The sequence below is a fragment of the Nitrosospira sp. NRS527 genome, from assembly GCF_018406445.1.
Taxonomy (GTDB): Bacteria; Pseudomonadota; Gammaproteobacteria; order Burkholderiales; family Nitrosomonadaceae; genus Nitrosospira; species Nitrosospira briensis.
In genome coordinates, this window is sequence record NZ_AP024515.1 from 3,206,608 (window position 1) to 3,232,830 (window position 26,223).

The following is a 26,223-nucleotide window of genomic DNA, read 5'->3' on the forward strand; positions in this document are numbered from 1 at the left end:
TCAGGCGCAACCGCCAGTTTTGATAATGCGTTGATAGCGCGTCACATCGGCCACGCCGGCTGATTCAAACCCTGCCCGCCGTAGCCGGCAGGAATCGCATACGCCGCAGGCGCGCCCATCTCCATCTGCCTGATAGCACGACACGGTCGAACTGTAATCGAGCCCCAGTAAGATCCCCTGCTGAATAATCTGCGCTTTCGACAATGCCATCAGGGGCGCGTGAATGTTTAGCCTGCCGCCTTCAGTCGCGGCTTTGGTAGCAAGATTTGCCATCTCCTCAAATGCCTGGATGTACGCGGGGCGGCAATCCGGATAACCGGAGTAGTCTACTGCGTTGACCCCAATGAAAATATCCCGGCTCTTGAGTACTTCGGCCCAGGCGAGCGCGAGAGACAGCATAATGGTGTTACGGGCAGGCACATACGTGGCTGGAATACCGGCGGTGGGACCTTCCGTCGGTATAGCGCTCGATTTATCCGTTAATGCCGAACCGCCGAATACGGACAGGTCGAGCTTGATTACCTTATGTTCGCGCGCGCCGATCGAATGCACCAGTTCTTCCGCCGCTGCAAGTTCAGACGCATGGCGCTGACCGTAATCCACGCTCAAAGCGTAGCATTCATACCCGCTGCTACGGGCAATGGCAAGCGTGGTAGCGGAGTCCAGCCCACCTGACAAAAGAACTACAGCCCTGGCCATGAAGTCAAAATGGGAAATTGGCGAGGTATTTTTGCTCGCTCTTCACCGTCCCGCGCCCTCTCCCCACAATAATTTGTGAAGCTGGATCTGCACCCGAACCATTATGCGGTCGCGTAGCACCCATGCAGCCAACATCGCGGGATCGAGCTGGCCGTAGACCGGCGAAAATAAAACCGGACAGATGAGATTCAATTGACGCTCATGCATTACCTCCAGCGCCCATTGATAGTCGGCTTCATCGCACAACACGAACTTCACTTCATCATGTGACGTGAGATGCTGAAGGTTTGGCCAATAATTTTTTGCCGCTTCGCCCGAACCCGGCGTTTTGATATCAAGAATTCTCGAAACGCGATCATCCACCCCGGATATATCCAGTGCGCCGCTGGTTTCGAGCGATACCGAATAGCCTGCATCACACAATAAGGTAAGCAATAGCGGGCATTCCTTCTGTGCCAGGGGCTCTCCTCCGGTCACCGTCACGTAGCAGGCGCCGTAGCTGGCAACCTCCGCCAGAATATCAGCGATCGATTGACGCTTTCCTCCGTAGAAAGCGTAGTCGGTATCGCAATAAGCGCAGCGCAGGGGACAACCAGTCAAACGTACGAATACGGTCGGCAATCCTGAGCGGCTGGTTTCCCCCTGTAGAGAGAAAAATATCTCGCTGACACGCAGACTCTCCGCTTCTCGGGATTGTGTGACCTTGGATATAGGAGGGGAGATGGTTTGAACCATATCGTAGATGTACGGGACAATACCCCATGACGGGTTAAATTACTTTTTACTGATCAGCCGGCGCTTGGCCTTGTCGGCGGCCTCGCTACCCGGATACCTGGCCACAAGCGTTTCCAGGGTTTTCCTTGCAGCGGGTTTTTTATTCATTTCCTGCTGGCTGCTGGCGATGTTGAGCATCGCATCGGGTGCCTTTGCACTGTCCGGATAAGTCTTGATCAGCTTCTCCTGAGCACTGATGGCGCTCTTGAAATCACGCAGCGCGTAATAAGAATTACCAATCCAGTAATGGGCACTCGGTGCAAAACCGGAGCCTGGATAGCTCCGGAGAAACTTGTTAAACCGGGAAATGGCGTCTTGATAACTGCCGGCCTTGAATAAGCTATAGGCGGCCTCATAGGCCTCACTCTCGGCATTCTTCGTCGATGCGGAACTCACCCCCTTGGCAGGTGTGCTCGCAGCGGACGAAACGACAGCAGCAGCCGTAGCTGGAACCGCGGCTGCCGGTTCGGGTTCCATATCGGGTGCGCCGGGCTCTGCGGCTGCCTCTGCAGATCCGGATACCGCAGATCCAGATGCGGCAGTCTCGTCAGGTTGCTCAATCCGCCTCAGCCGGCTATCCAGATCAATATAAAAATCCCTCTGACGCTTCTGCGAAGACTCGTTCTCATTGACCAGTACTTCGATCTGGCCCTGCAACTTGTTCAGGTCAAGCCTCAGGGCTTCGATCTGGCTATGGAGTTCGAGTAGCGGTTGATTGTTAAGCAGGTCCTCAAGCTTTACGACGCGGGATTCCAGCGCCTGCCCCTGATTGCGCACTTCCCCGATAGCTGTCTTTTGCACGGCAATCTGCCGGCGCGCCTCCTCGTCGTCGAACACACCGGCGTAGCTTGAATTACAGCCGATCACGAACACCAACAAGAAAGCGCGCAACGGCACGATTACTCCCCTTGATAACGGATGTCGGCGCGGCGGTTCTCGGCCCAGGAGGCTTCGTCATGACCTGTAGCGCGAGGTTTCTCTTCGCCCAGGCTGACAGATTCGACCTGCGATTCCCTTGCCCCCGATAAAGTCATCACCGACTTGACCGCATCAGCCCGGCGCTGCCCCAGCGCAAGGTTGTATTCCCTGCTTCCGCGCTCATCGGTGTTGCCCTGCACCAGCACCCTGGCATTGGAGTTGTCGCGTAGATACTGGGCGTGAGCTACTACCAGGGATTTATATTCATCCTTCACCACATAACGGTCGAAATCGAAATAAACGCTGCGCCGGGAAAGAATATTATTGGGGTCCGTAAGCGGGTTGAGGCTCGGTTCACCGTAGCCAGACGTTTCCGCCGGCGCCCTGGTGGTCGCGGACCGGTCTTCCACATTGGCGGAAGGCTGGGGGGTTTTACTCGCACACGCAGATAAGACACTGATCAATAACACACATAAAATCTTTTTCATTTTATTTCCTTTAAAGTTAGCAAAAAAATACAGAACCCGAACTACTGGAGCCTTCGCAAAGGCCCCCAGGCCGGCTCTCTTATGTCACCAGCCTGCGTCGAAAGCTGTTGTCTTGTTTTGCCGTCGTTCGACACGGCGGATAATATACCACGCCCCCTTACCTCGGTTGCATAGAGGATGATCTTGCCGTTGGGAGCGAAGCTGGGGGACTCGTCAAATTGAGAATTGGTGAGCAATTGCACCTGGCGGGTCATCAGATCCTGTGTGGCGACATTGAATCTGTCTCCGTTGCGGTGAATGAAGACGAAGCTTTTTCCATCCGGACTGTAATGTGGGCTCACGTTGTAACTGCCCTCGAATGTAAGACGCTCCGCCGTTCCGGATGCACGCCCTGTGACTGCCATGCGATAAATCTGCGGACTGCCGCCACGGTCGGAAGTAAATATGATGGACTGCCCGTCGGGTGAAAAACTGGGCTCGGTATCGATTCCGGCGCTTTGGCTGAGCCGCTGCAATCCGCTGCCGTCCGCATTCACCAGGAAGATCTGCGAGCCCCCCATCAGTGATAGCACTACCGCAAGTTTTTTTCCATCCGGAGACCAAGCCGGCGCGCTATTGCTGCCCCTGAAATTGGCCGCCGCCACGCGCACGCGCGTGGCGAGCGTCTGCACGTAAACGACCGGTTTCTTGTTCTCGAAGGATACATATGCCAACCGGGCGCCATCAGGTGACCATGCAGGCGATATGATAGGTTCCGTGTACTCGACTACCGGCTGCGCATTAAAGCCGTCCGCATCCGCCACCCGTAACGAATATTTTTTTCCCTGTTTCTCCACGTAGGCAATACGGGTACTGAACACCCCCACATCGCCGGTCAGCTTCTCGTAAATCAGATCGGCTATCCGATGTGCGGCAGCACGCAATTGTTCCGCAGGCACGGTCTCGGTATAAACCGCCAACTCCGTTTGTTTCGCGACATCCATCAACCGGAAGCGGACTGCAACCTGTCCCCCGGCCAAGGCTGTGGTGCTGCCGATAACCAGCGCACTGGCGCCGCGATTCATCCAGTCAGGATAACTCACTTCGATGGGCTCATGCGGTCTCAGACCGCCCGGGTCAACCAGCCTGAACAGTCCGCTGCGTTGCAGGTCGGCGGATACTACCGGGGTGATACTCTGACTGAGCCTTTCCTCCGCGGCAAAGGGCACGATGGCAATCGGAATCTGCGCCGCGCCCCCGCCGAAAATTTCGATGTCGAGAGCGGCATGCAGCGGCGCACTGATCAGCGCCAGCAACAAGACAAAAACATAACCGGGAAATCTGTGCAAGCAAATCTGCATGAAAATAACCCTTTAAAGAATAATGGAAATTATACCAGTCATTCGTGATAGTGCACCTTGACGCTCAGATTGCGGAATTTCGGAAAAAGCGCGGGATCAGGCGGCAGCGGAAGCGGTTTGGATAGAAAAATACCGCGTTCCACCGCGCTGTCGAAAGCGGCGAATCCGCTGCTTGCGCGTAACCTGACATCGAGAATATCGCCACCCGGAAGCAGCGTAACGTCGAATTCCACCACCGGATTGCCAGGCAGATCGGGTGGCATGACAATATTTCTCCTGATTTTTGCAAGTATTTTTGCCTTATATTCGGCCATTTCGTTTGCCAGGCGGGACTGCGCCGCCGTCTGTGCCGCCTTAGCCTGTGCCTTGGCATTCGCTTCCTGCTGTTCCCGTTGAAGCTGTGCTATTTCGGCCGCCACTCGTGCTTTCTGCTCTTTCAGCTCCTGCTCTTTCTGCTCCTTTTCTTTTCGCTCTTTCTCTTTTTGCTCTTTCTGTTCCTGTTCTTTTTTGACCAGCTCTTTTTTTTCCACCGGCTTTTTTTCAACCGGTTTAGGCTTCTCGGTTTTCTCCTTGAGGGCAATATCCGGTTTTGGGGGCGGCGGCGGCGTTTCAATCCTGGGCGGCACCGGCGCTGCTTCGGGCGGCGGCTGGACCGGCTTGGGCTCGGGTGGAGGCGGCGCGGCCTTGGTAGCCGGCTGAACCGCCGGAGGCAAACTGCTCCACAGATCCACCATCACCGGTTCTGTCGGATATGTTTTCCAATTGAGTCCGAAAATCATGAAAGCGAAAAAAATGACGTGGACCAGTACCGCCAGCAGGCCCGCCCGCATCGCGCCCGGTTCAATTTCCGAGGGCTTCCTCAACGCCATTCCGCTCACCGTCTGTTCATATGAGATGGCCGCCCACTGCTCACTTCGGTCTGGCCAGCAGCCCCACCTTTTTCACCTGCTGCTGTTGAAGAATGTCCATCACATTCATTACTTCTTCGTAACGTACATTTTTATCGCCGGCAATTACCACCGGCTGCTCAATATTTGCGGCCTGCTTCTGTTTGATCGCATTGATCAATTCTGCTCGATTGATCTTTTGTTCGCCTCCCGGCATGGAACGGTCATGCAATCCCAGACTGCCGTCGGCCTTGACAATCACTTCCAGCGGCGCAACCGGCGGCGCCAGCGATTTGCCGATCTGGGGCAACTCAATCTGACCGGGCGTGATGAGCGGCGCGGTAATCATGAAAATCACCAGCAGCACCAACATTACGTCAATGTATGGCACCACATTTATTTCATTCATCAGTCGACGTTTGGCGCGGCGCTCATTCATGGCGCTTACCCCATGAAAATGATCTCATCCGCTCGCTTGACGCTGCAGGACGTTGGATAATTCTTCCATGAAGCTCTCAAAACGGGTTGCCAGCCGATCAATGCGACTCGAATAACGGTTATAGGCGATAACCGCGGGGATAGCTGCAAACAATCCCATCGCCGTCGCTATCAGCGCCTCCGCAATGCCTGGCGCAACATGCGCGATGGTGGCCTGGGTGACGTTGGATAAGCCCCGGAAGGAATTCATGATTCCCCAAACGGTACCGAACAGGCCGACGTAGGGACTTACCGAACCTACTGTCGCGAGAAACGAAAGGTGCGATTCAAGATTATCCATTTCGCGCTGGTAGGTAGCCCGCATCGCCCGGCGCGTACTATCCATCACCGTGGTGATGTCTGTTCCCGGCTGGCGCTTGTGTTTCATGAATTCGCGAAAACCAGCTTCGAAAATTCGTTCCATGCTGCCCGCCGTATGGCGTGAACCGGCCGCGCTTTGAAAAAGTGCATTGAGATCAGTTCCCTTCCAGAAAACATTCTCGAACTCATCGCTTTGCCTTACCGCCTCGCGGATGACGAACAGCTTGCGAAAGATGTACCACCACGACAGGAACGAAGCCAGCAGCAACAGCAACATTACCAGTTGCACCGGCAAGCTGGCGCTGCCGATGAGATGGAAAAGAGACATATCCTGGGTAACTGTCGGGCTCATGAGCGTTTTCCAAACTTGTGGCGCAAAGGCGCGGGTAAGCGTACGGGCTTGAGGCTGTCGGCTCCCACGCATACTGCCTGGACGGTTGCATTAACCAGCGCAGCAGGACCACGTAGCACCTGTTGCGAGATCGCGATGCGGCAGCTGCCTATTTCAACCGCTTCCGCCGTGACATGCAGCAAATCATCCAGAAGCGCCGGCTTGAGGTATTCAATATTGAGTGAACGCACCATGAAAATTACCTTGTGAAGCTGGATCAATGAGTGAATATCGAATCCGAGCTGCCGCAGCCATTCGTAGCGGGCACGCTCCATGAAATCGAGATAAGTCGAATGATAAACTACTCCGCCCGCATCGGTATCCTGATAATAGACGCGAATGGGCAATGAAAAAGCGAGCTCGTCCGGATTAACGGTAAATTTATCAACTTCTGTTGCTTTCATGTTTTTGAACTAAAAAATATCCGGTATTCGATAGCTGGACTTCCCAATACAGGCACAAGCCAAATCTCCTGCGCGCCTGGCTTCCATCGGTCAACCATCGGGCGTCGCAGTTTCTGTGCATTCAGGTTATCCAGCACTTCAAGCGAATTGCCGAGACCGATTGCGATTCATGTTACCGCGTGCTCATGGATGGTCATCTATCCACAACTCTCCGCTCAACCCGACCAATCCGTTCTTCGGCAAGGCCATGCCGAAATGCTGATAGGCGATAGCCGTGGCCATGCGGCCGCGCGGCGTACGCTTCATGTAGCCCTGCTGTATCAGGTACGGTTCCAGCACATCTTCAATGGTGCCACGCTCTTCGCTGATGGCCGCGGCGAGATTATCCACACCCACCGGGCCACCGCCGAATTTTTCCATGACGGCAAGCAGCAGTTTTCTGTCCATCACGTCGAGACCGATGAGGTCCACATCGAGCATGATCAATGCGGCATCCGCCACCGGGCGGGTAATGTAACCATCGGCTTTGACTTCAGCGAAATCGCGCACCCGCCGCAGCAGGCGGTTTACGATACGTGGCGTGCCGCGCGAGCGGCGCGCGATTTCCACTGCTCCATCGGAAGAAATTTCCACGTTCAGCAATCCCGCCGATCGCGTCACGATTTTGGTCAGCTCTTCCACCGAATAAAATTCAAGGCGTGAAATAATGCCAAAACGATCGCGCAACGGGTTCGTCAGCATACCGGCGCGAGTAGTGGCACCGACCAGGGTGAACGGCGGCAGATCGAGCTTGACCGACCGTGCCGCAGGACCTTCGCCTATCATGATATCAAGCTGATAGTCTTCCAGCGCGGGATAAAGAATCTCCTCCACGATAGGCGAAAGCCGATGAATTTCATCGATGAACAATACATCGTTGGGTTCGAGATTGGTCAACAGCGCCGCCAGATCACCGGGGCGTTCCAGCACCGGGCCGGAAGTCTGGCGCAGGCTCACGCCCATCTCTCTGGCAATGATGTGCGCAAGCGTTGTCTTGCCCAGACCGGGCGGTCCGTACAGCAGCACGTGGTCGAGGGCCTCGCCGCGGCGCCGTGCCGCCTCGATGAATATCTGCAACTGTCCACGAATTTTTTCCTGGCCGACGTACTCGGTCAGGTGCTTGGGGCGCAGCGCCCGCTCCAGTTCCTCTTCCTTGAGAGAGACGGGCGCGGCGGTAATCAATCGATCGGTTTCAATCATAATCAAACATTGAACCTAGCAGCCTGTTGGCCTCGTAGCAAGCTCGCCAAGAAGGTGAAGCGCATGGAGCACGAAAAATCCTTTTCGATTATAGCGTTAAACCCGAAAATAAGCAGTCGACCGCCGGCTTCAGGTTGAAGCAGCGCCTCTTGCCCGAGCTTACCGGAGTTGCAGCTGGAATTGCGCCATAGCAGTAAACGCACGCTGATGCGAGCACGGCCTTTGTGTTTCTTTTATTTGTCTTTCGATAGGAACTTCAACGCCTGACGTATGCCATCGGATACGTTAACGTTCGCGGATAACTGCTTGACTGCCCAATTGGCTTCCCGGTCATTATACCCCAGAGACAGCAGGGCATTGAGAACGTCATTCGCGCTCGTCGATGTGAGCCTGATGCCCGTGGCATCTGTTGCGCCAGCCATGCCAAGGTCGAGCTTGTCGCGTAATTCAAGCAGCAAACGCTCGGCGGTTTTTTTGCCGATGCCGGGGATCTTGATCAACCGCCCGCTATCCTGGGCTGCTACCGCCTGATGCAAATCAGCTACGCTCAGGCCAGACAGCAACGCAAGGGCTGTTCTTGCCCCGACGCCGGAAATCTTCACGAGCTGACGAAAAGCTTGCCGCTCTGCTTCGGTGGCGAAACCGAAAAGCAGGTGCGCGTCTTCACGCACGACGAGGTGGGTGTGAAGCGTGATTCGCGCCCCGATTGCCGGCAGGTTATAGAACGTGCTCATGGGCACATCAATCTCGTACCCGAGGCCTTGTATGTCAACCAGCACCAGGGGGGGAGATTTTTCCAGCAGTACGCCGGTTATCCGACCGATCATTCTAAATCCGGTAGTTGAACGGGGAGAAGTGTGCGGTTTTTGGAGCGCAGGGCAAGGCGCAACGACGCGGAATGCGACCGTGCAGGGCGGAGCAGTGCCTTCCGCAGGAAAGTGCGACCCCGAAGCGGGATGCTGGCGTCCCCTTGCGTATGGAACGCGATCGCAGCATCCCCTGCGCTGCCCGATCCCCGCTTCGCGGGGCCCCTCGGGCGACGCTTCGGGGCGCCGTTCCATTCCAAGAAGTTGCAACGCAGCCATGTGCCGCAAAAACCGTACACTTCACCCCGTAGCGACCTCACCCGGAAAGCAAGCGTCAAATAATAAGAAATATTGTTATTAATCATTACACTGATAATTTATCAGATTATGCCGAGGTAGGTCGGGCGCAGTCCGACCTACTAGCGGAGCGTAACCATCATCGAGCCTTTTCTTGAATGAGCGGTCAACTACGGGATTTAGGATTAGACCAGACGCCCCCGTTTCATGCGGTAGCCCGCTGTCGAAATTCCGCCCAACCCCTGCCCCCCATGAGCATGGCAGATCGCGCAAGCAAGCGCATCCGCCGCATCGGCGCTGGGACTACCGCCAAGTTGCAACAGGCGCTTCACCATTTCCTGCACTTGCTCTTTTTTGGCATGCCCTTTGCCGACCACTGCCTGCTTGATCTGTAGTGCGGTGTACTCGGCGACGGCCAGATTATTCAGCACGGCCGTGCAAATCGCCGCCCCCCGAGCCTGCCCGAGCATCAGTGTGGATTTTGGATTGACGTTGACGAATACCTGTTCCACCGCGACTTGATCAGGCTGATGCTGCGCGATCACCTCGTTAAGATGATCCATGATCGTCTTGAGGCGCAACGGTAGCTCGCCCTCTACCGTTTTGATACAACCGCTACTGACATAGGCCAGCTTGCTGCCGAATTTATCGATAACACCAAAGCCCGTTATGCGCAAGCCGGGGTCTATGCCGAGAATACGGATTTTTTTTCCTTCTGAATAAACACGACTATAAATTCATATGCCGGAAAAAGCCTGCTTTCGGTCAAGTTGAAAAATAACCGCGTAAACGGGAGCAGCACAAACGCGCTCCTCGCTGCATCGATGTTTCCAGTATATCTAGAGTAAAAATGCTATTCATCCAGCACTGCGGTGGTGTAAGCCTCTTGCACATCGTCTATATTTTCCAGCGCATCCAGCAATTTTTGCATTTTGACCGAATCATCACCGCTCAGCACGGTTTCACTGACGGGCTTCATCGTCACTTCGGCGATCTCCGCCTTGAACCCGGCTTTCTCCAGCCCCGTCCTGACAATCATAAATTCATACGGCGCAGTAATAACTTCCATGCTACCGTCATCATTGGTGACTACATCCTCCGCACCGGCCTCGAGAGCGGCTTCCATCAGCTTTTCTTCATCGGTGCCGGGTGCAAAAAGCATTTGCCCGCAATGCTTGAACAGGAATGCGACCGAGCCGTCCGTACCGAGATTGCCGCCATACTTGGTAAAAGCATGCCGCACATCCGCGACGGTACGCACCCGGTTATCCGTCATGCAATCCACCAATACGGCTGCGCCAGCGATGCCGTAGCCTTCATAACGCACTTCTTCATAGTTCACGCCCTCCAGATCGCCACTGCCGCGCTTGATCGCACGCTCGACGTTGTCCTTGGGCATGTTCTGCTCGTAAGCCTTGTCGACAGCCAGGCGCAACCGTGGGTTGCTGTTGGGATCCCCACCGCCAAGCCGCGCCGCAACGGTAATTTCTTTAATGAGCCGGGTAAAAATCTTGCCGCGCTTGGCGTCCTGCGCGGCTTTCTTGTGCTTGATATTAGCCCACTTGCTGTGACCGGCCATGCGTATGCCCTATCCCTGTTATTGAAGTGGTGCAATGTTATCACTCCGCCTCGTGCCGATAAAGCGCAGCGCGGGCAAGGCTTTATTGGAAACGGCGCGGAAACAGTGCGGAGACAACGCGGAGACAACGTCACCGGCGAAAATATGTTCTTCCCACGGGCTAAGATGGCCACTTATAAGGCGCGATATCCAGCGGTTGTGGTTTGTTCAGGATCATATTGGATATAAGCTGAGCGCTGCCCGGCGCCATGGTGATACCGTAGCGGTAATGGCCGCTGTTAAGATAAAGGTTCGGGATGTGAGGGTGACGACTAACGACCGGGATATTATCAGGCGACCCCGGGCGCAATCCCGCCCAATGACCGGAAAGCGTTGCTTCGGTCAATGCTGGCACGAGCGCATGCGCTTTTTCGAGCAATAGTTTTCCCGCCTGGGCGGTCGTGCGTCTGTCGAAGCCGGTTTCCTCCAAGGTGCTGCCTGCAAGAATGTGCCCATCGCGGCGCGGTATCAAATAAAAATTGTCCTGCTCCTGTAGCACGATTGCGGGAATCAGACCCGATTGTGCCTGGAATAGCAGAATCTGTCCTCGTACTGGCCAGATATCGAGCTTTAATGCATGCTCACGTAAAAGCCCGCCGCTCCATGCCCCAGCGGTGACGATGTAATTCGATGCAGTGAATTTCTCACCTCTGCTCGTACTGACCGATTGGACCCGTCCATGCTCAACCTGCCAATCGGTAATCTCGACATGCTCCTTAAGGACGCCCCCACGCTGTCCCACGGCCTTCACCAACGCCTGCAATAAACGGGGGTTACGCACCTGGCAAACGTCCGGCAGCCAAAGCGCTGCTTCATCGCTGGCGAGCAGCGGTGCAATTTCATGAGAGCGAACCTTGCTCAGCCGAAAATCGTGGCGAGCGCACCAAGCCTCCGCATTATGCTTGCGGACCTCCCGCAATGCTTCGTCGTGGCCTTCGCTGTCCGGTTCGCCGGTGACGCCGCTCAGGACCAGCATACCGCTGGCCTGGTACTCCGGATCAATACCTGTATCGCGCCGCAGCGCTTCGATAAACTTCGGAAATAGCGCATTGCTCAATTGAGTCAACCGCGTTACCGGGCAGGAATAATTCCACGGCAACAGTGGCGAAAGTATGCCGCCCCCCGCCCAGGATGCCTCCCGCGCGCAGTGCTGACGCTCCAGTATGGTCACCGTCGCGCCAAGCCGCAGCAATTCATGCGCTACGGTCAGCCCGGCTATTCCGCCGCCGATAACAATAATGTCACTACTCAAGGATCAACTCTTCACAGGATGGGCGCGTTAAACCCGATTCTGCGCTGAAATGGGATGGGCAGGCAATCGCATTTGGACGAACTTGATCCAAAAAACTTTATATCGGAGAGGTGAGCCGTTATAATGCACGACCTTGGTAATTGGGTCGTTAGCTCAGCCGGTAGAGCAGCGGACTTTTAATCCGTTGGTCGCCAGTTCGAATCTGGCACGGCCTACCAATAAATCAAAAAGTTAGATTAAAACGACACTCCCACCGACTAATTTCCGTCGATGGTCACCATGACAATGGATTCGCCCAAAGAGAATCACCCTTGAAGGGTGACACCCTCTAATTGCTGTCCACGAAAAACAAAGGTCGCTGATTTGCCCTGTGGGTTTCAGCGGCTGAAATCTCAATTGTCTCGAAGCCGACAGGCGATGAACTCAGCTTGGCGTTTTACCTTGGGCAACTGGATACGGAGCCGATTGATGATCTCCTCTGGCTGGAATGAAACCGCCACGCACACCGAATTGATCGACACTCAGCTCATGACAAATAGCAAGACCTGACCCTTTGATCTAGTATGACCCTTAATCTAGTAATCTAGTACATCCTACAAATTATCTAACACATCCTGGAACCCTAGACTAGGGGCTGATCCTATGACTTGGCCAACACCTAAGTTTTCCAAAACCCAAGTAAATAAAGCGGGGGCCTTCTTAGCAGTCCAAAACCACCATATCATGGCATTCATGAGGCGATAGAGATTCTATCGAATTGGCGCGCGTGTCATGGTTATCCGATAAATACCTTCCAATCGACCCTTCGGGATAAGTTAAGGAAGATTGATGCAGAAGCTATAGTGGCCCAACGGCTTAAGAGGATGCCGTCTATTATTATGAAACTTCGACGGAACTCCAGTATGAATCTAGCGAGAATGCAAGATATAGGGGGACTACGGGCGGTTGTAACTACGGTCAATCAACTGAACAAACTCCACGAAAACTACAAAAACAGCAACTTTACCCATTCTCTTGTTTCCGAACACAACTACATCGATTTTCCTAAAATTTCTGGTTATAGGAGCATCCATCTTGTTTATCGCTACAAGCATAAAAACTCTTCTTTGTACGACGGCCTTCAGCTGGAATTACAACTGAGGACTAAGCTACAACACGTTTGGGCAACGACGGTCGAGACTGTCGGCACGTTCATTGAGCACTCTTTAAAGTCTAGTGAAGGTCCTGACGAGTGGTTAAAATTTTTTGCATTAGTTGGATCTGCATTCTCCCATCTCGAAGACTCTCCTCAGGTTCCTGGCTTCGAATCTCTATCCAAAAAGGACACGTTTCTTACCCTAACTAATGAAGTAAATCGCCTCGGCATCCGTGATAAATTAAGTAGCTACAGTTCTGCAGTGAAAGCAATTCCGGCTGAAACATCGCGCTCGGCTGCTTACTATCTCATCCAGCTGAATCTGCGGGAAGCGCAGAAAAGCGTTTCCATCACCCCTTTCAGCCGGGATCAGCTAGAGCAAGCAAATATCGAATACTCGAAGGCCGAGCAGCACGCTGAGGGAAAAGAGGAAGCTCAAGTAGTCCTTGTTTCAGCGGGTTCTGTGGAGTCGCTCCGACGGGCCTATCCCAACTATTTTCTAGATACCCACGATTTCTTAAAGCAATTGAACCGCATCCAAAAAAGTTTGCGATGATTATAATCGTTCAATAAAACGCAAAGAGGGGGTCACAAAGATGCATGAAGATGGATGAGAGATGGGTAGAGTAGAGAACGGACTTTCGCCTGCCCTCCCTCATCAAACCGTGCATGCGGCTTTCCCGCACACGGCTGGGAAACCGCCCTAAGCCGGTTTCCCGATCCCGGATCTTGTGTCGCTTCATCAGGTGCGTTCGCAGGTGTTCTTCGGCGTGCGCCTTTACCTTGTCCAATATCCTGCTGGAATTGCGATAATAAAAACGATTGGGTCAAGTCTTGTTTCTTGTCAATCGCTGCTGTTTCACAATGCGGCTCACCCGGGAGTAATGCAATCTGAAGTGATCCCCGATCTCCTTTAAGCTGTAACCACCGCTGGCATAGGCATCGAAGATCGCTTCGGCGATCTGAGCTAACGGTTTCGGCGGTGGCCGTCGTTGGGCAGCAGGGATTTCCTGATAGGAAGCATCTGAATCAAGCATGCGCTGCAGGCTCACCACAAATTCATCAGAACCCAGAAAAATCCGGTTCTTCAATTTCTCCCACGGCGACGGCTGATTTCTCCATGGCCATTGGTCCGGCGTGTGCACCATATGGACCCTGACCGGATTGAGGACAACATAGCGGGCCAATTCCAAGAGGTACGACTCCTTCTACACGATGATTGCCTTGTAACAGCCCTGGAATACATGCCCCACTCACCCATGCCGGCGATTAAACCGCTGGGTGTAAACTCCGTTCAAATGCCGCATGCCCTTGGACAGATTACCTTCCGGGGTTTCAATCAGCAGATGATAGTGGTTGTCCATCAAACAATAGGCATGAACAGCCCAGTTGAAGTCATGCACGAGTTCTGACAGCACATCCAGAAACCGGTGTCTTTCCTCATCGCCCAGAAAAATGACCTCCTGCCCATCTCCGCGGGAGGTCACGTGATACAGCGCACCGGCAAACTCGATTCGCAAGGGTCTTGACATGTCGAAAGGCGATCACAGCCTATGGCAAATGACATGACCTGATGCCGGACGCGCGTGCGGTAAATTATTCTGGCCCCGTCTGGCGGCTCTGGAAGTCGTCCTTTGTGGGCACCACATTATTAATGGGGAAAAGTTATGAGCAAGCAATTACCACATGCACTGCCCTTCGGATAGCTGTAACTGCAAAGAAAAATAGTTTTGCGCACGAGATTGAAGGCAATTTTCAAACTGTGCTTGGAAAACAGGCATAGCCCCTGCGGGGGACGCAACGATAGCTGTTATTCCTGCTGCTGCGGCGCCTTGCACCGCGCATTGCTGAATATCATTTTGTATACCAGCAACAGTTGGCGCGTCTACGATAGCATAAGCATCGACTCGTTGATCGGCTGTTTCTAAAGTATCTGGAATCGAATCACCGAATATGCTAGATCCGCTATTCGTAAGTCTTGAACAAGGTGTGATATTTCCCCAGCCAAGTGGAACTGTTATTGATTCGGCATTTGCCTCCTCTGATACAGATAAAGTCGCTGTAATTATCATGGGTAGCGCCGCTAGGATTCTCATGTTGCCTCCCTAATGTAATGGATACCAGCTATGATGGGTTCATGAATCCTCTTTTTCTATAACCTTTAATTACGACTGAACTGCTACGCTCTATTTTTCGCTTCACTCCCAAGTCTTTAGAAAATTTTCTATTGCAATTTTAGAGTAGCAGACAAACTATAAAAACCAAGGCCGCCGGGGCGAATTGCGCCACATTAAATGTAACCGAAAAGTATTTTAAGAAATAACGTTGCGCCATATTACAGGTTACCGAAAAGGAGACCGGGGGTCACAACGATGTTGGATAGATTCCCTTCCGGGGTTTCGATCTGCAGATGATAGTGGCTGTGCATCAAACAATAGGCATGAACGGTCCAGCTGAAGTCATGCACGAGTTCTGATAGCACGTCCAGAAATCGGCGTCTATCATCGGGCGGATTCTAATTCCAACCGCACCACAGTTAATCTCCACCGGGTTACGGACCAATGTCGCGCGGCGCGATTCCCTCAATTCTTTGTGCCAGCGTAGCGGCTGATAACTCGCCAATACGACGATCAACCAGCGCACCCTTTGCATCAAAGAACAAGGTTGTTGGCAGTCCTTGAGACTGGGTCTGGTTACTGAGTTCGGTACGGGAATCGAGCAATACGTTATCAAGGTTGAGCCCTTCCCGATCCAGAAACTTCTGAATCGCATCGGCCGATTCACCCTGGTTGGCAAAGACGAAGATCACTTCTGGATTGTTCTTTTGTGCATCCCGCAGTACCGGCATTTCCCGTATACAAGGCGGGCACCATGTCGCCCACAGGTTGACCACCATCGGCTTGCCGGCCAGTGAACCAAACTGGACGGGACTGCCATCAAGGCGAACCAGCTCAGCTTGTGGCATCTGCACTGGGACGGCAAAGATTGCCGTTGCGGCTACCGCGCCGACTGCCCAGGCGGCTCCTCCGGCCAATGCCGCTAGCAGCAGAGGGCGTCGCCCTTCTCGCATGCGCCATGCATACCAGATGACGCCGGCCGCAGCAGCCAGAATACCTGCTGCCGGTGAAAACCCGCCATCAAGAATATTCAGAATACTCAACGGCGCGCTTTGGTACATATCAAAATAGGCAATCACGAAGACAAGTCTCGCCGCTATCAGGGAGGCAATGAAAACTCTCCAGAGAAGCGGCTCGACATCAACATTTCGCGGTCGTCCCATCCGCTTGGCGACGAACGAGCCGATCAGCATTGCACCCAGCAACAGCAAAAAATTGATGGGAAACGCAATCAGTCCGATGTTGACTGAACCCATTACGTGAAAGCTATATTTGCGGCTTTAACGGCATACACCCTGACCGGCGAACAATATGGGGTCAAGTCTTTGTTTCTTGTCCAATGCAGCTCATCCGGGAGTAATGCAATCTGATCCCCGATCTCCTTCAGACTGTAACCACCGCTGACATAGGCATCGAAGATCGCCTTACCTGGCCCTACGTCTGTTACGAATCGCCAGGTCAGAAATTTTTCGTCGTTGATACATGACTCAAACCGACACATTTGAAATATTTGATTTTTCTTCTGGGGAGACATGCAGGCAACCTTCGAATGTTTCGAGGTTAAGCTCATAAGTCTTTGGCTTGTATTTCTGGCCGTACTTGGCTAGATATACGATTCCCACGTCCGCCTCGAGAATGGCTTTTATTTGCGCCAAGCAAGTTAGCTGTGCGGGCGAAACTCTATCGCCGCCCTTCTTGACTTCCAGGAACAGTGTCGGGCCGGATTCCATGTAGAGGAACAAGTCGGGTTCGCCTTGGCCAGCGGCGTGTCCGGATAGAACACGTTGCCTCCTGAATTCTTCGAGCTTCTGAATCGTGAACATTTCTTTTATCTTTTCGCGTCCTTCCAGAACCTTTGGATTGTTTGGCTCCCATTCGCCAAGCGCATAGAAGCGATAGCCAGACCACTGCGCCTTCTTAAAGTAGTTCAACACGAAGTACTCACCAAAGTGGTACGTGGGCTGATTGAAGACATCTTGCGGTGGGCTGTACCCTTCAAGCAGTTTCATTTTCTCCTCTATATTCTTCCAGGCAGTGAGATCCTCCTCGCGGTATTTGATGACCGTCTCGGTAATCCGTATCTTCATCGCGAAGCACCGAGTCGCCCAACTTTTTTCAGGACGGCAGTTTTGCGCCCTGACTCGGTTAGTTGCCTCTCTAACTCCAGGTTATCATAGGCCTGGGACGTCACCTTATTCTTGGATATGATGGCTGTGATAGACACGATCATTCTCTACTCAAACATATTAAAAAAAGATTCAAACCCCATAAAACTTGTTATTCAGAACTCTTAATCCTCAGAACTCTTAATCCGTTGGGTCGCAAGTTCGAATCTGGCACAGCCTACCAATATCAGGGACTTATAATCAGTCTGCATTATCTTGAAGTGGAACCGCTTAGAGCGATCGATCCAGGTTTCTGACCTGTCTAGAATTTGATCCCGGCACTGACCGCCTCATATACCTTTTCACTGAATGCGGCAGCCTGATGCGTGATCTCCTCCTCCGCCTGTTCTTTGACTCTTCTGGTTTCTGATAATTTTTCGCCTATTCGGGATGCATTTTTCCATAGGGCAGTGCATATGGGGTCGTCGAGAACATGCTTCTTCTGTGCGATGTGGGCTGCCAACCCACTCAGGAACTTGTCGTTCGTCCCTGAAAAGAAGCCGCCTACGTTACATATCTTGTAGTCCTTCTCAACCGCAAAACTCGGGCTTGAAAAGATGAAGAAAAGCATAATTGAAAACCACTTTAGTCTCATGATAGCCCCTTAGAATAAACATTTATTTAGCTCAGCCGCAGCTGCAAACGCCCGCGAATGGACCGCATTTACATATATGAAGCGTAACCATAATATGAGATCCGATATCGAAAGTATGACTTATATCAAGATTTGATCGGCCTGCTTCGTCTTCCATCGGCCCTGCTCATCTTTTTGGGCACATTGAGATGAAAAACAGGGGCTTCCGTAATCCTAACGAAAAGACAAGGCTGTTTGAAGCGATTAATGAAATCCAAAAGCGCTGACCTTCGATTGGTGGCGGTATTCGAAGCCACTAAAGGTATCCTGGTATTCGCTACGGCCTGTGCAATTTTCAAATTCATCCATGCCGATGTGCAGAAGGCTGCAGAGCAGTTGGTCAGCCATTTCCATCTGAACCCTGCCAGTCATTATCCCCGCATTTTTCTGGAGATTGCTTCCAATCTTGATGATACCCGCCTGCTTGCATTGGGCTTCGGCGCGCTGGCGTATGCTGTGGTGAGACTGGTTGAAGCCTATGGGCTGTGGTATGGCAAACGATGGGCCTGGATATTTGGCCTGATAAGTGCGGGGCTATATATTCCAATCGAGATTTTCGAGTTGGCCAAGCGGGTTAATTGGGCAGAAGCTGTTCTTTTTCTTGCCAACGTTATGATCCTGGTTGTTTTATTGCGCGGTCGACCCCGTTAGTATTGCACTGGTTTGAGAAATTCTGAATTCGCTGTTGCTTATGTCAGCAGGACTATCCTTGCGAGCGAGGGCGGGTTAACTATGCGAGTCAAGTGCTCTATAATAGCTGAACAGGTTACGCTTGCGCACGAGTTAGACCATAAAATAGTCGGCAATAGTTGCGGTTACCTTATATTGATTGATCGCATGAATTGGCGTTATACGGTAGCACCGGTTGGTCCAGTGGTCACCCATCTGAATCTGATATTGCCTGCCAGGACCTGGATGTGAAAGCCCCTTTACCTACTTTACCTATATTGCGCGCCAGACCCTACGTTGCCCCCGCATGGCTGCGAGGGGGAAATGCGCAAACGATTTACCCCTATCTGCTTTCCCGCCCTTCGATCGCTTACCGGCGTGAGCGTTGCGAACTGGACGACGGCGATTTCATTGATATCGATTGGCTGGACAATCAATACGATGCGCCGCTGGTCGTTATATTTCACGGGCTCGAGGGGGGCTCATGCAGTCATTATGTCCTGAGTATCATAATGACGCTGCAAAGACTGGGCTGGCGCGGGGCAGTAGTACACTTTCGCGGTTGTTCGGGAACGCCCAACCGGTTGCCACGCGCGTATCACGCCGGTGATTCAGCGGAGGTTGATTGGGTGCTACGCCGAATAAGCGGGCAAAATAAAGCGCGCTCCTCTCCATTGCCTGTTTTTGCGGTCGGGGTATCGCTGGGTGGCAATGCCCTGCTGAAATGGCTGGGTGAACAGGGCAAACAAGCACGTCAATTACTCGACGGTGTTGTCACGGTTTCCGTACCGCTGGATTTGGCAGCCGCAGGCAGGACGCTGGCTTCGGGTTTCAATCTGCTTTATACCCGCCATTTTCTCGATACACTGAAGCGCAAGGCGCTGGATAAGCTGGAGCGTTATCCCGGTCTGTTCGATTCAGCCGCGTTGGCCGCGTGCACTACGCTATATGAGTTCGACAATATCGTGACTGCGCCACTGCACGGCTTCCGCGACGCCGAGGATTACTGGAACCTATCCAGCAGCAAGCCGTGGCTCAAGCACATCGCCGTGCCGACACTTGTGATTAATGCGCGTAACGACCCGTTTATGCCGGCTTCTGCGCTGCCCCGGCCGGAAGACACTTCATCCGCGGTCATTCTGGAATTTCCTGAAGAGGGAGGGCATGCCGGATTCCTAGATTCGCCATTTCCCGGCAGGCTGACGTGGTTGCCGGAACGAATTATAAGTTTTTTCAGGGAGCAGGAGGTTGGGCTGCACTACGGTTCGCAAACGGGCCTATCCGAACTCCGGGCTTCTTAGCAGTTCGATAAAGTAACGCAACGCCACCCACTGTAATCAATACTTTCCTTGCCGTTACCGGCTACAGTTGTTCCCGATGATGGGATTTCTTCTGTCGGCAGATAGCTGGCGATGATTGCCGATCAGCTTTCCAGCCTCAACCCGTATTGGCATTTTGGGTTGCTTGCTTTCCGTGACTCGTGCATCTCCCGTTTCCAGAAGTCAGGGTTAGCCAGCTTCAAGGCAGGTTGGGCAATGGAAGGCTCGGCCGGTGTAAAATTGAGATCCAGTTTTTAACGCTATTTTGATTGCTTGATTCAAGAATTACGCGCTTGACCGCAATCCCCTATTAATTCCGAATATCGAGCACCCTTGAGCAACATGCCTACATCTCCATCTTTCGTTCATTTGCGTTTGCACAGCGAGTTTTCCGTGGTGGATGGTATCGTGCGAATCGACGAGGCAGTGGCAAAAGCGGTAGCAGACGATATGCCGTCACTGGCGCTGACCGATCTTTCCAATCTGTTCGGCCTGGTCAAGTTTTACCAGGAGGCGCGCAAGAAGGGAATAAAGCCGATCATCGGCTGCGACGTCTGGATCAGTAATGAATCCGATCGGGACAAGCCCGGGCGCATCTTGCTCTTGTGCCAGACTTACCAAGGCTATCTGCTGTTGTGCCGCCTTCTGTCGCGCGCCTACCGCGAAAACCAGCACCGTGGACGCCCGGAAATCAGGAAATCCTGGCTCAAGCGAGCTGATGCGGGAAGTGGAGCGGAAGGACTGATCGCATTGTCGGGCGCAGGCTCCGGCGAAATCGGCCTGATGCTGATGCAGAACGATCCTGACCAGGCGGAGCAACTGGCTCGAGAATGGGCTGGCCTTTTTCCCGGCCGTTTTTATATCGAAGTGCAGCGGGCAGGCCATCCCAATGCAGAGGCCCTGGTGCAACGCTCACTGATGTTGGCGTCCGCCTTGCGTTTGCCCGTGGTGGCGACACACCCAGTTCAGTTCTTGAACCCCGAAGACTACCGGGCACACGAGGCGCGGGTCTGTATCGCAGAAGGCTATGTGCTTGGCGATCGCCGGCGCCCGAAGAATTGCACCGAGGAGCAATACTTCAAAACCCAGGCTGAAATGGTCGAATTGTTCGCCGATATCCCATCGGCGCTGGCCAACACGGTGGCACTTGCCAAGCGCTGCAATCTCGCGCTGGAATTAGGCGTCAATCGCCTTCCGTTGTTTCCCACCCCCAATAACGAGAGCCTGGAACTGTATCTGCGCACACAGGCAGCGGCGGGTCTGGAAGTGCGCCTGAACGCGCTTTTTCCGGATGCCGCCCAGCGAGACGCGGAGATGCCCAAGTATTACGCCCGGCTTGATTTCGAAGCTGATGTCATCATACAGATGGGTTTCGCCGGTTATTTTCTGATCGTCGCCGACTTCATCAATTGGGCCAAGCACAATGGCGTGCCGGTAGGGCCGGGCCGGGGCTCCGGAGCAGGTTCGTTAGTGGCCTATTCGCTGGGCATTACCGACCTCGACCCGCTTCGCTATGACCTGCTATTCGAGCGTTTTCTCAATCCGGAACGTGTTTCCATGCCTGACTTCGATATCGATTTCTGCCAGGACGGACGCGAATATGTCATCGAATACGTGAAACAGAAATATGGCGCCGAGAGCGTTTCCCAGATTGCCACTTTCGGGACCATGGCGGCAAAGGCGGTGGTGCGCGATGTTGGACGCGTGCTGGATCTGCCGTACAGCTTTGTCGATCAGTTGGCGAAGCTGGTGCCGTTTGAAATCGGTATGACCTTGAAAAAAGCACGTGAAGAGGAGCCGCAACTGAATGAGCGGGCGCAGGCAGAAGAAGAGGTGCGTAATCTGCTGGAACTGGCTGAACGGCTTGAAGGGCTCACCCGTAATGTGGGCATGCACGCCGGCGGTGTACTGATCGCATCGGGGAAGATCACCGACTTTTGCCCCGTCTATTGCACAGATTCGGGTGAGTCGGTAATAAGCCAGCTCGACAAGGACGATGTGGAGAAAATCGGACTGGTGAAGTTCGACTTCCTGGGATTGCGGACCCTGACCATACTCGACTGGACCGTCAGATACATCAGGCAGCGTAATCGGGACGCTGCGGAAGAAGAATCCGCATCCATCGCAACCGATGCGAGCAAGCCTGCTGCCGAGTCGGATATCCGGCATTCCGACTCCTTTTCCCTGGAAAATCTGCCCTTGGACGATGCGGCCACCTACGCGCTGTTGCGGCAGGGCAATGCCGTAGGCGTGTTCCAGTTCGAGTCGCGCGGCATGAAGGATTTGCTGCAGAAGGCCAGGCCCGACCGTTTCGAGGACATTATCGCATTAGTGGCATTGTACCGTCCGGGACCGATGGCGCTGATTCCCGAATTTACGGAACGCAAGCATGGCAAGCGCGTGGAATATCTCGATCCACGGCTGAAGCCCATACTTGAACCCACTTATGGGGTGATGGTTTACCAGGAACAGGTGATGCAAATCGCCCAGGTGATAGGCGGATATAGCCTCGGCGCCGCTGACCTGCTACGACGGGCAATGGGTAAGAAACAGGTTGAGGAAATGGCGTTGCATCGCGATATTTTCGTTGCGGGAGCGACCAAGAACGGCTTGACCCAAGGTGATGCGGCCGAACTCTTCGATTTGATGGAGAAATTCGCGGGTTACGGATTCAATAAGTCGCATGCGGCGGCTTATGCTTTGATCGCCTTCCAGACCGCCTACCTCAAGGCGCATTATCCGGCGGAGTTCATGGCTGCCACCTTGTCCGCCGACATGGACGATACCGACAAGGTGAATTCGTTCTTCGAGGATAGCGTGGCCAACGGGCTTATCATGCTGCCGCCCGACATTAACCTTTCTGACTATCGCTTTGTTCCTGTGGACAAAAAGACCGTTCGCTATGGTCTTGGCGCGATAAAAGGAACGGGGGGATCGGCGATTGCGGCGATTATCAAGGTGCGCGATACGGGCGGGCCCTTTAGCGATTTGTTCGATTTCTGCCAACGGGTCGACAAGCGAATCGTCAATCGCCGCGTGATGGAATCGCTCATCCGTGCCGGCGCCTTTGATTCTGTCAATACGCATCGGGCCGGCCTGCTGGCCTCGGTCGGTATCGCACTTGAATCCGCCGAGCAGGCGGATCGCGCGGTCAATCAGGTGAGTCTGTTTGGCGAAGCCGATAGTCACACCGGGCAATTGAGCTTGATCAACGTGCCGCCATGGCCGGAAAAGGAGAAGTTGAAAAATGAGAAGGTGGCATTAGGCCTCTATTTGAGCGGGCACCCTTTTCACGCGTATGCGGAAGAACTGAAACCATTTGTACGCACCCGCCTGGATCGATTGAACTCCCAGCGGGAGCCACAGCTATTGGCGGGAATCGTCTACGCTATACGCACACAGGTGACCCGCCGGGGCAGAATGGGCGTGATTGTATTGGACGACGGCAGCACGCGGTTAGAGTTGGTCGTGTACAACGAATTATTCGAGTCTGTGCGGGCATGGCTGAAAGAGGATCAACTGCTGATCGTTGAGGCCAGAGTGAACGGCAGAGGCGGCGATGACGAATATGGCAGCACACTGCGCATTACCGCCGACCAGTTGTATGACCTGAACAGCGCTCGCACTCGCTTCGCCAAGCGTATGGAGCTTCATTGCAACGGACTCTCGAATGCCATAAGACTAAAAGAATTGCTTGCGCCCCATCGTCACAGCACAAATAACGGCAAATCCGGTCATGCGAAAGACGATGATAAATTATCCTGCCCCGTGCGAGTCGTTTATCGCAGCCAGGACGCCATTTGCGAACTTGAACTGGACGATGCCTGGCGGGTACGCCTTCAGGATGATCTCCTGCAGTCTCTATCAACGCATTTCAATGCGGAGAATGTCAGAATCATTTACTGACGTGCGAGGGAGTGTCGCCCTCGGATCTGAATCGCAGCAAACAGAGCATAGCGGAAAAACTATTAACGCACCTCGCTCCGGCCATGCTTTTCTATACGGTCACGGTCGAGTACGGCATCTCGTGGTCTGTTCTTTTTCGTCAAGCTCTCCCACCCTGCTCTATGCTGTACAACCCCATATGACACAAGGTATCCCCCGTAATTCTCACTTTACGTCCGTTTGAGCGTTAGCAAAAGGAGGCTCTTTTCGCGAAGTATTGCGCTGATGCGATCATTGTAGTAACGTAGATACATTAAGAGATTAATGAGGTGTGAAATGACCATCACGACATTATCCAGTCGAGAGTTCAACCAGGACGCCGGCAAAGCGAAGAAAGCCAGCTTGAGTGGCCCGGTTTTCATCACGGATCGCGGCCGGCCCGCGCATGTGCTGCTCAGCATCGAGGATTATCGTAGGATTATCGGGGGACACAAGAAAATTGCCGACCTTCTGGCAATGCCCGGTATTGAAGACATGACACTGGAGATTCCGCGACTCGGTGACCTTGCTCAAGCTGCGGACTTTTCCTGATGTTTGTTCTTGATACCAACGTTGTTTCCGAGCTGAGGAAAGTTCGACTCGGCAAAGCTGATGGGCGGGTGGCAAGCTGGGCGGAAAGTGTCGATGTGGCTGATTTGTATCTGTCGGTGATTACCGTTCAGGAACTGGAAATCGGCATATTACTGGCTGAGCGGCGCGACCCCGCTCAAGGTGCTGTCTTCAAGGTATGGCTGGATAGCCACGTCATGCCGGCATTTGCAGGCCGCATCCTGCCTATCGATATGGCCGTAGCGCAGCGTAGCGCAAAGCTCCATGTTCCCGATCCCCGGCCAGCCCGAGACGGACTGATAGCGGCGACTGCGCTGGTGCATGGGATGACTGTTGTCACGCGAAACCTGGCCGATTTTGAGGCGAGCGGGGTTCGATTGCTCAACCCGTGGACGTGGAATGCTGAAGGCGAATAGCGAGCGGATCTGGGCGAATATCAAACCTTCCTTGATGGCTCATGCAAAAATCCCGCATGGGAATTTTTTGATAGCTTGACGGTGGCTGTTACCTGTTTCCATGCCGGAGTCTTCCGCGGTAAAGCTATAAAAAGACGTCAACAGCTTATTCACGGGCTCAGTTGAACAGCGATTTCCCAAACGCCGAGATCGGCCTGGTTCAGCACCTCGCCGGTGAACCGAGTGCAATGCCTCTTGCCTGGCAAGCACGGTGCCTCTGAAAACCCGTGGCTCTTGCGCGCCTGGCGGCTTGACCGTAAAGATGAGTAGTTCTACTATGCTCGTGCTTTCTCAAATCATTTTTTAAATTCTCATGGGTCAATCACCCAGAGCAACCGGTAAATAAAAAGTCAGAATGGAACCAAATACCACAACCATCGCCTTGGGCTTGCATAAAATAAGAGCTCACATCGCGGATATCGCGGGCAAGGCAGGGCGTCAACCCGAAGCTATTACGCTGTTAGCCGCAAGCAAAACCAATCCTCCCGAATGTCTGCGTGAAGCCTTTGTCGCCGGACAGACTATTTTCGGAGAAAACTACCTTCAGGAAGCGCTGGTAAAAATCGAGGCGCTCGCCGATCTGCCGATCGAGTGGCATTTCATCGGCCCGATACAGAGCAATAAAACAAAACGCATAGCGGAAAATTTTGCCTGGGTGCATAGCGTAGACCGGAAAAAGATTGCCGACCGCTTGTCGAAAGACCGGCCTGAGTCGTTGCCTCCCCTTCAGATATGCCTGCAAGTGAATGTGAGCGGAGAAGATAGCAAGAGCGGTATAGCGCCCGGGGAGATCCTTGACTTGGCGGCGCATGTTGTCGAGTTGCCCAACCTGAAACTACGGGGCGTAATGGCCATTCCCGAGCTCACTAAAGCCACCGCACTGCAACGCAGCCAGTTTCGCATGGTGAGGGAAGCCTACGATCAACTGAAGCAGGCTGGCTATGATGTCGATACGATCTCGATGGGTATGTCCGAGGATCTTGATATCGCCATTGAAGAAGGCGCGACCATGGTCCGCGTAGGCACCGCAATCTTCGGGCCGAGACGCTACCCTATCCCTGAGGAACTTGCTGCGCGCGCCCGGTAAGCGCAAGGTACTTTCCGTACAGCTGTTCCTTTGTCTCAGTAGTGTCCGGGTCGAGGATGATGCAATCCACCGGACATACCTCCACACACTGTGAGACTTCGTGGTGCCCGATGCACTCGGTGCACAGGGCGGGATCTATCACATAGATTTCCTCTCCCTGGGAAATAGCATCATTGGGACATTCCGGCTCGCAAACGTCGCAATTGATACATTCATCAGTGATCATTAAAGCCATGC

General features: G+C 53.4%; 28 protein-coding genes and 1 tRNA gene. 8 read left to right on the forward strand and 21 right to left on the reverse strand.

What is annotated here, in order from left to right; genetic code table 11:
* The 14 genes from queC to thiO all read right to left on the reverse strand — a co-directional run bounded on the left by queC (position 1) and on the right by thiO (position 11,911).
* A complete protein-coding gene (gene queC / locus KJS40_RS14250) occupies positions 1-699 on the reverse strand; it encodes a 7-cyano-7-deazaguanine synthase QueC (protein ID WP_213538506.1) in 699 nt (232 codons plus the stop codon).
* Between the two features lie 42 nt (positions 700-741).
* A complete protein-coding gene (gene queE / locus KJS40_RS14255; protein WP_213538507.1) occupies positions 742-1,434 on the reverse strand; it encodes a 7-carboxy-7-deazaguanine synthase QueE in 693 nt (230 codons plus the stop codon).
* A gap of 39 nt (positions 1,435-1,473) precedes the next feature.
* Positions 1,474-2,370 carry a tol-pal system protein YbgF gene (gene ybgF, locus KJS40_RS14260; protein WP_213538508.1) on the reverse strand — a complete coding sequence of 299 codons (897 nt, stop codon included), beginning with the start codon at positions 2,368-2,370 and terminating at the stop codon, positions 1,474-1,476.
* 2 nt (positions 2,371-2,372) lie between these two features.
* Positions 2,373-2,879 carry a peptidoglycan-associated lipoprotein Pal gene (gene pal / locus KJS40_RS14265; protein ID WP_213538509.1) on the reverse strand — a complete coding sequence of 169 codons (507 nt, stop codon included), beginning with the start codon at positions 2,877-2,879 and terminating at the stop codon, positions 2,373-2,375.
* 41 nt (positions 2,880-2,920) lie between these two features.
* Complete coding sequence (gene tolB / locus KJS40_RS14270; protein WP_244859622.1) at positions 2,921-4,207, reverse strand: Tol-Pal system beta propeller repeat protein TolB; 1,287 nt, start codon at positions 4,205-4,207, stop codon at positions 2,921-2,923.
* A 50-nt stretch (positions 4,208-4,257) separates the two neighbouring features.
* A complete protein-coding gene (locus tag KJS40_RS14275; RefSeq protein WP_213538511.1) occupies positions 4,258-5,088 on the reverse strand; it encodes an energy transducer TonB in 831 nt (276 codons plus the stop codon).
* Positions 5,089-5,128: 40 nt separating this feature from the next.
* Positions 5,129-5,545, reverse strand: a complete 417-nt coding sequence (gene tolR / locus KJS40_RS14280) for a protein TolR (protein WP_213538512.1) — start codon at positions 5,543-5,545, stop codon at positions 5,129-5,131.
* A 24-nt stretch (positions 5,546-5,569) separates the two neighbouring features.
* Positions 5,570-6,256, reverse strand: coding sequence for a protein TolQ (gene tolQ, locus KJS40_RS14285; RefSeq protein ID WP_213538513.1), 687 nt, complete (start codon positions 6,254-6,256; stop codon positions 5,570-5,572).
* Entirely contained in the window at positions 6,253-6,699 is a 447-nt protein-coding gene (gene ybgC / locus KJS40_RS14290; RefSeq protein ID WP_213538514.1) for a tol-pal system-associated acyl-CoA thioesterase, read from the reverse strand. The genes tolQ and ybgC overlap by 4 nt, the downstream gene beginning before the upstream one ends.
* A gap of 183 nt (positions 6,700-6,882) precedes the next feature.
* Positions 6,883-7,938: a Holliday junction branch migration DNA helicase RuvB gene (gene ruvB, locus KJS40_RS14295; RefSeq protein WP_213538515.1), complete on the reverse strand. Its 1,056-nt coding sequence runs from the start codon at positions 7,936-7,938 to the stop codon at positions 6,883-6,885.
* 233 nt (positions 7,939-8,171) lie between these two features.
* The gene (gene ruvA, locus KJS40_RS14300) at positions 8,172-8,765 is read right to left on the reverse strand and encodes a Holliday junction branch migration protein RuvA (protein ID WP_213538516.1); all 594 of its coding nucleotides are present in this window, start codon (positions 8,763-8,765) and stop codon (positions 8,172-8,174) included.
* A gap of 461 nt (positions 8,766-9,226) precedes the next feature.
* Positions 9,227-9,718: a crossover junction endodeoxyribonuclease RuvC gene (gene ruvC, locus KJS40_RS14305; RefSeq protein WP_231623418.1), complete on the reverse strand. Its 492-nt coding sequence runs from the start codon at positions 9,716-9,718 to the stop codon at positions 9,227-9,229.
* A 176-nt stretch (positions 9,719-9,894) separates the two neighbouring features.
* Positions 9,895-10,620: a YebC/PmpR family DNA-binding transcriptional regulator gene (locus tag KJS40_RS14310; protein WP_213538517.1), complete on the reverse strand. Its 726-nt coding sequence runs from the start codon at positions 10,618-10,620 to the stop codon at positions 9,895-9,897.
* Positions 10,621-10,780: 160 nt separating this feature from the next.
* Positions 10,781-11,911 (reverse strand): glycine oxidase ThiO, encoded by a 1,131-nt coding sequence (gene thiO / locus KJS40_RS14315; RefSeq protein ID WP_213538518.1) that lies wholly within the window; start codon positions 11,909-11,911, stop codon positions 10,781-10,783.
* A 142-nt stretch (positions 11,912-12,053) separates the two neighbouring features.
* Here thiO and KJS40_RS14320 point away from each other — a divergent pair.
* Positions 12,054-12,129, forward strand: a tRNA-Lys gene (locus tag KJS40_RS14320).
* Between the two features lie 684 nt (positions 12,130-12,813).
* Positions 12,814-13,602: a RelA/SpoT domain-containing protein gene (locus KJS40_RS14325; protein WP_244859623.1), complete on the forward strand. Its 789-nt coding sequence runs from the start codon at positions 12,814-12,816 to the stop codon at positions 13,600-13,602.
* A 271-nt stretch (positions 13,603-13,873) separates the two neighbouring features.
* Here the strand turns inward: KJS40_RS14325 and KJS40_RS15415 are convergent, their stop codons facing one another.
* The 6 genes from KJS40_RS15415 to KJS40_RS14350 form a co-directional block, all read right to left on the reverse strand.
* Positions 13,874-14,239: a hypothetical protein gene (locus KJS40_RS15415; protein WP_244859624.1), complete on the reverse strand. Its 366-nt coding sequence runs from the start codon at positions 14,237-14,239 to the stop codon at positions 13,874-13,876.
* Positions 14,240-14,299: 60 nt separating this feature from the next.
* Positions 14,300-14,578 carry a transposase gene (locus tag KJS40_RS15420; RefSeq protein ID WP_244859625.1) on the reverse strand — a complete coding sequence of 93 codons (279 nt, stop codon included), beginning with the start codon at positions 14,576-14,578 and terminating at the stop codon, positions 14,300-14,302.
* A 147-nt stretch (positions 14,579-14,725) separates the two neighbouring features.
* Complete coding sequence (locus KJS40_RS14335; RefSeq protein ID WP_213538520.1) at positions 14,726-15,118, reverse strand: hypothetical protein; 393 nt, start codon at positions 15,116-15,118, stop codon at positions 14,726-14,728.
* A gap of 479 nt (positions 15,119-15,597) precedes the next feature.
* Positions 15,598-16,419 carry a TlpA disulfide reductase family protein gene (locus KJS40_RS14340; RefSeq protein ID WP_213538521.1) on the reverse strand — a complete coding sequence of 274 codons (822 nt, stop codon included), beginning with the start codon at positions 16,417-16,419 and terminating at the stop codon, positions 15,598-15,600.
* A 231-nt stretch (positions 16,420-16,650) separates the two neighbouring features.
* On the reverse strand, positions 16,651-17,172 hold the full coding sequence (locus KJS40_RS14345) for a VRR-NUC domain-containing protein (protein WP_213538522.1): 522 nt from the start codon (positions 17,170-17,172) through the stop codon (positions 16,651-16,653).
* A gap of 418 nt (positions 17,173-17,590) precedes the next feature.
* Positions 17,591-17,923, reverse strand: a complete 333-nt coding sequence (locus KJS40_RS14350; RefSeq protein ID WP_231623414.1) for a hypothetical protein — start codon at positions 17,921-17,923, stop codon at positions 17,591-17,593.
* A gap of 246 nt (positions 17,924-18,169) precedes the next feature.
* On the opposite strand from KJS40_RS14350, the gene KJS40_RS14355 reads away from it, so the two are divergent.
* From KJS40_RS14355 to KJS40_RS14380, 6 genes are all read left to right on the forward strand, one after another.
* On the forward strand, positions 18,170-18,613 hold the full coding sequence (locus tag KJS40_RS14355) for a DUF2127 domain-containing protein (protein ID WP_025041837.1): 444 nt from the start codon (positions 18,170-18,172) through the stop codon (positions 18,611-18,613).
* Positions 18,614-18,879: 266 nt separating this feature from the next.
* Complete coding sequence (locus KJS40_RS14360; protein ID WP_244859626.1) at positions 18,880-19,932, forward strand: alpha/beta fold hydrolase; 1,053 nt, start codon at positions 18,880-18,882, stop codon at positions 19,930-19,932.
* Positions 19,933-20,292: 360 nt separating this feature from the next.
* Positions 20,293-23,856, forward strand: coding sequence for a DNA polymerase III subunit alpha (dnaE, locus tag KJS40_RS14365; protein ID WP_213538523.1), 3,564 nt, complete (start codon positions 20,293-20,295; stop codon positions 23,854-23,856).
* 315 nt (positions 23,857-24,171) lie between these two features.
* Complete coding sequence (locus KJS40_RS14370) at positions 24,172-24,426, forward strand: type II toxin-antitoxin system Phd/YefM family antitoxin (protein WP_213538524.1); 255 nt, start codon at positions 24,172-24,174, stop codon at positions 24,424-24,426.
* Positions 24,426-24,860 carry a type II toxin-antitoxin system VapC family toxin gene (locus KJS40_RS14375; protein ID WP_213538525.1) on the forward strand — a complete coding sequence of 145 codons (435 nt, stop codon included), beginning with the start codon at positions 24,426-24,428 and terminating at the stop codon, positions 24,858-24,860. Before KJS40_RS14370 ends, KJS40_RS14375 begins: the two co-directional genes overlap by 1 nt.
* A gap of 394 nt (positions 24,861-25,254) precedes the next feature.
* Entirely contained in the window at positions 25,255-25,986 is a 732-nt protein-coding gene (locus tag KJS40_RS14380; protein ID WP_213538526.1) for a YggS family pyridoxal phosphate-dependent enzyme, read from the forward strand.
* Here the strand turns inward: KJS40_RS14380 and KJS40_RS14385 are convergent.
* Positions 25,952-26,221, reverse strand: a complete 270-nt coding sequence (locus KJS40_RS14385) for a YfhL family 4Fe-4S dicluster ferredoxin (RefSeq protein ID WP_213538527.1) — start codon at positions 26,219-26,221, stop codon at positions 25,952-25,954. The genes KJS40_RS14380 and KJS40_RS14385 overlap by 35 nt on opposite strands.
* Between the last annotated feature and the right edge of the window lie 2 nt (positions 26,222-26,223).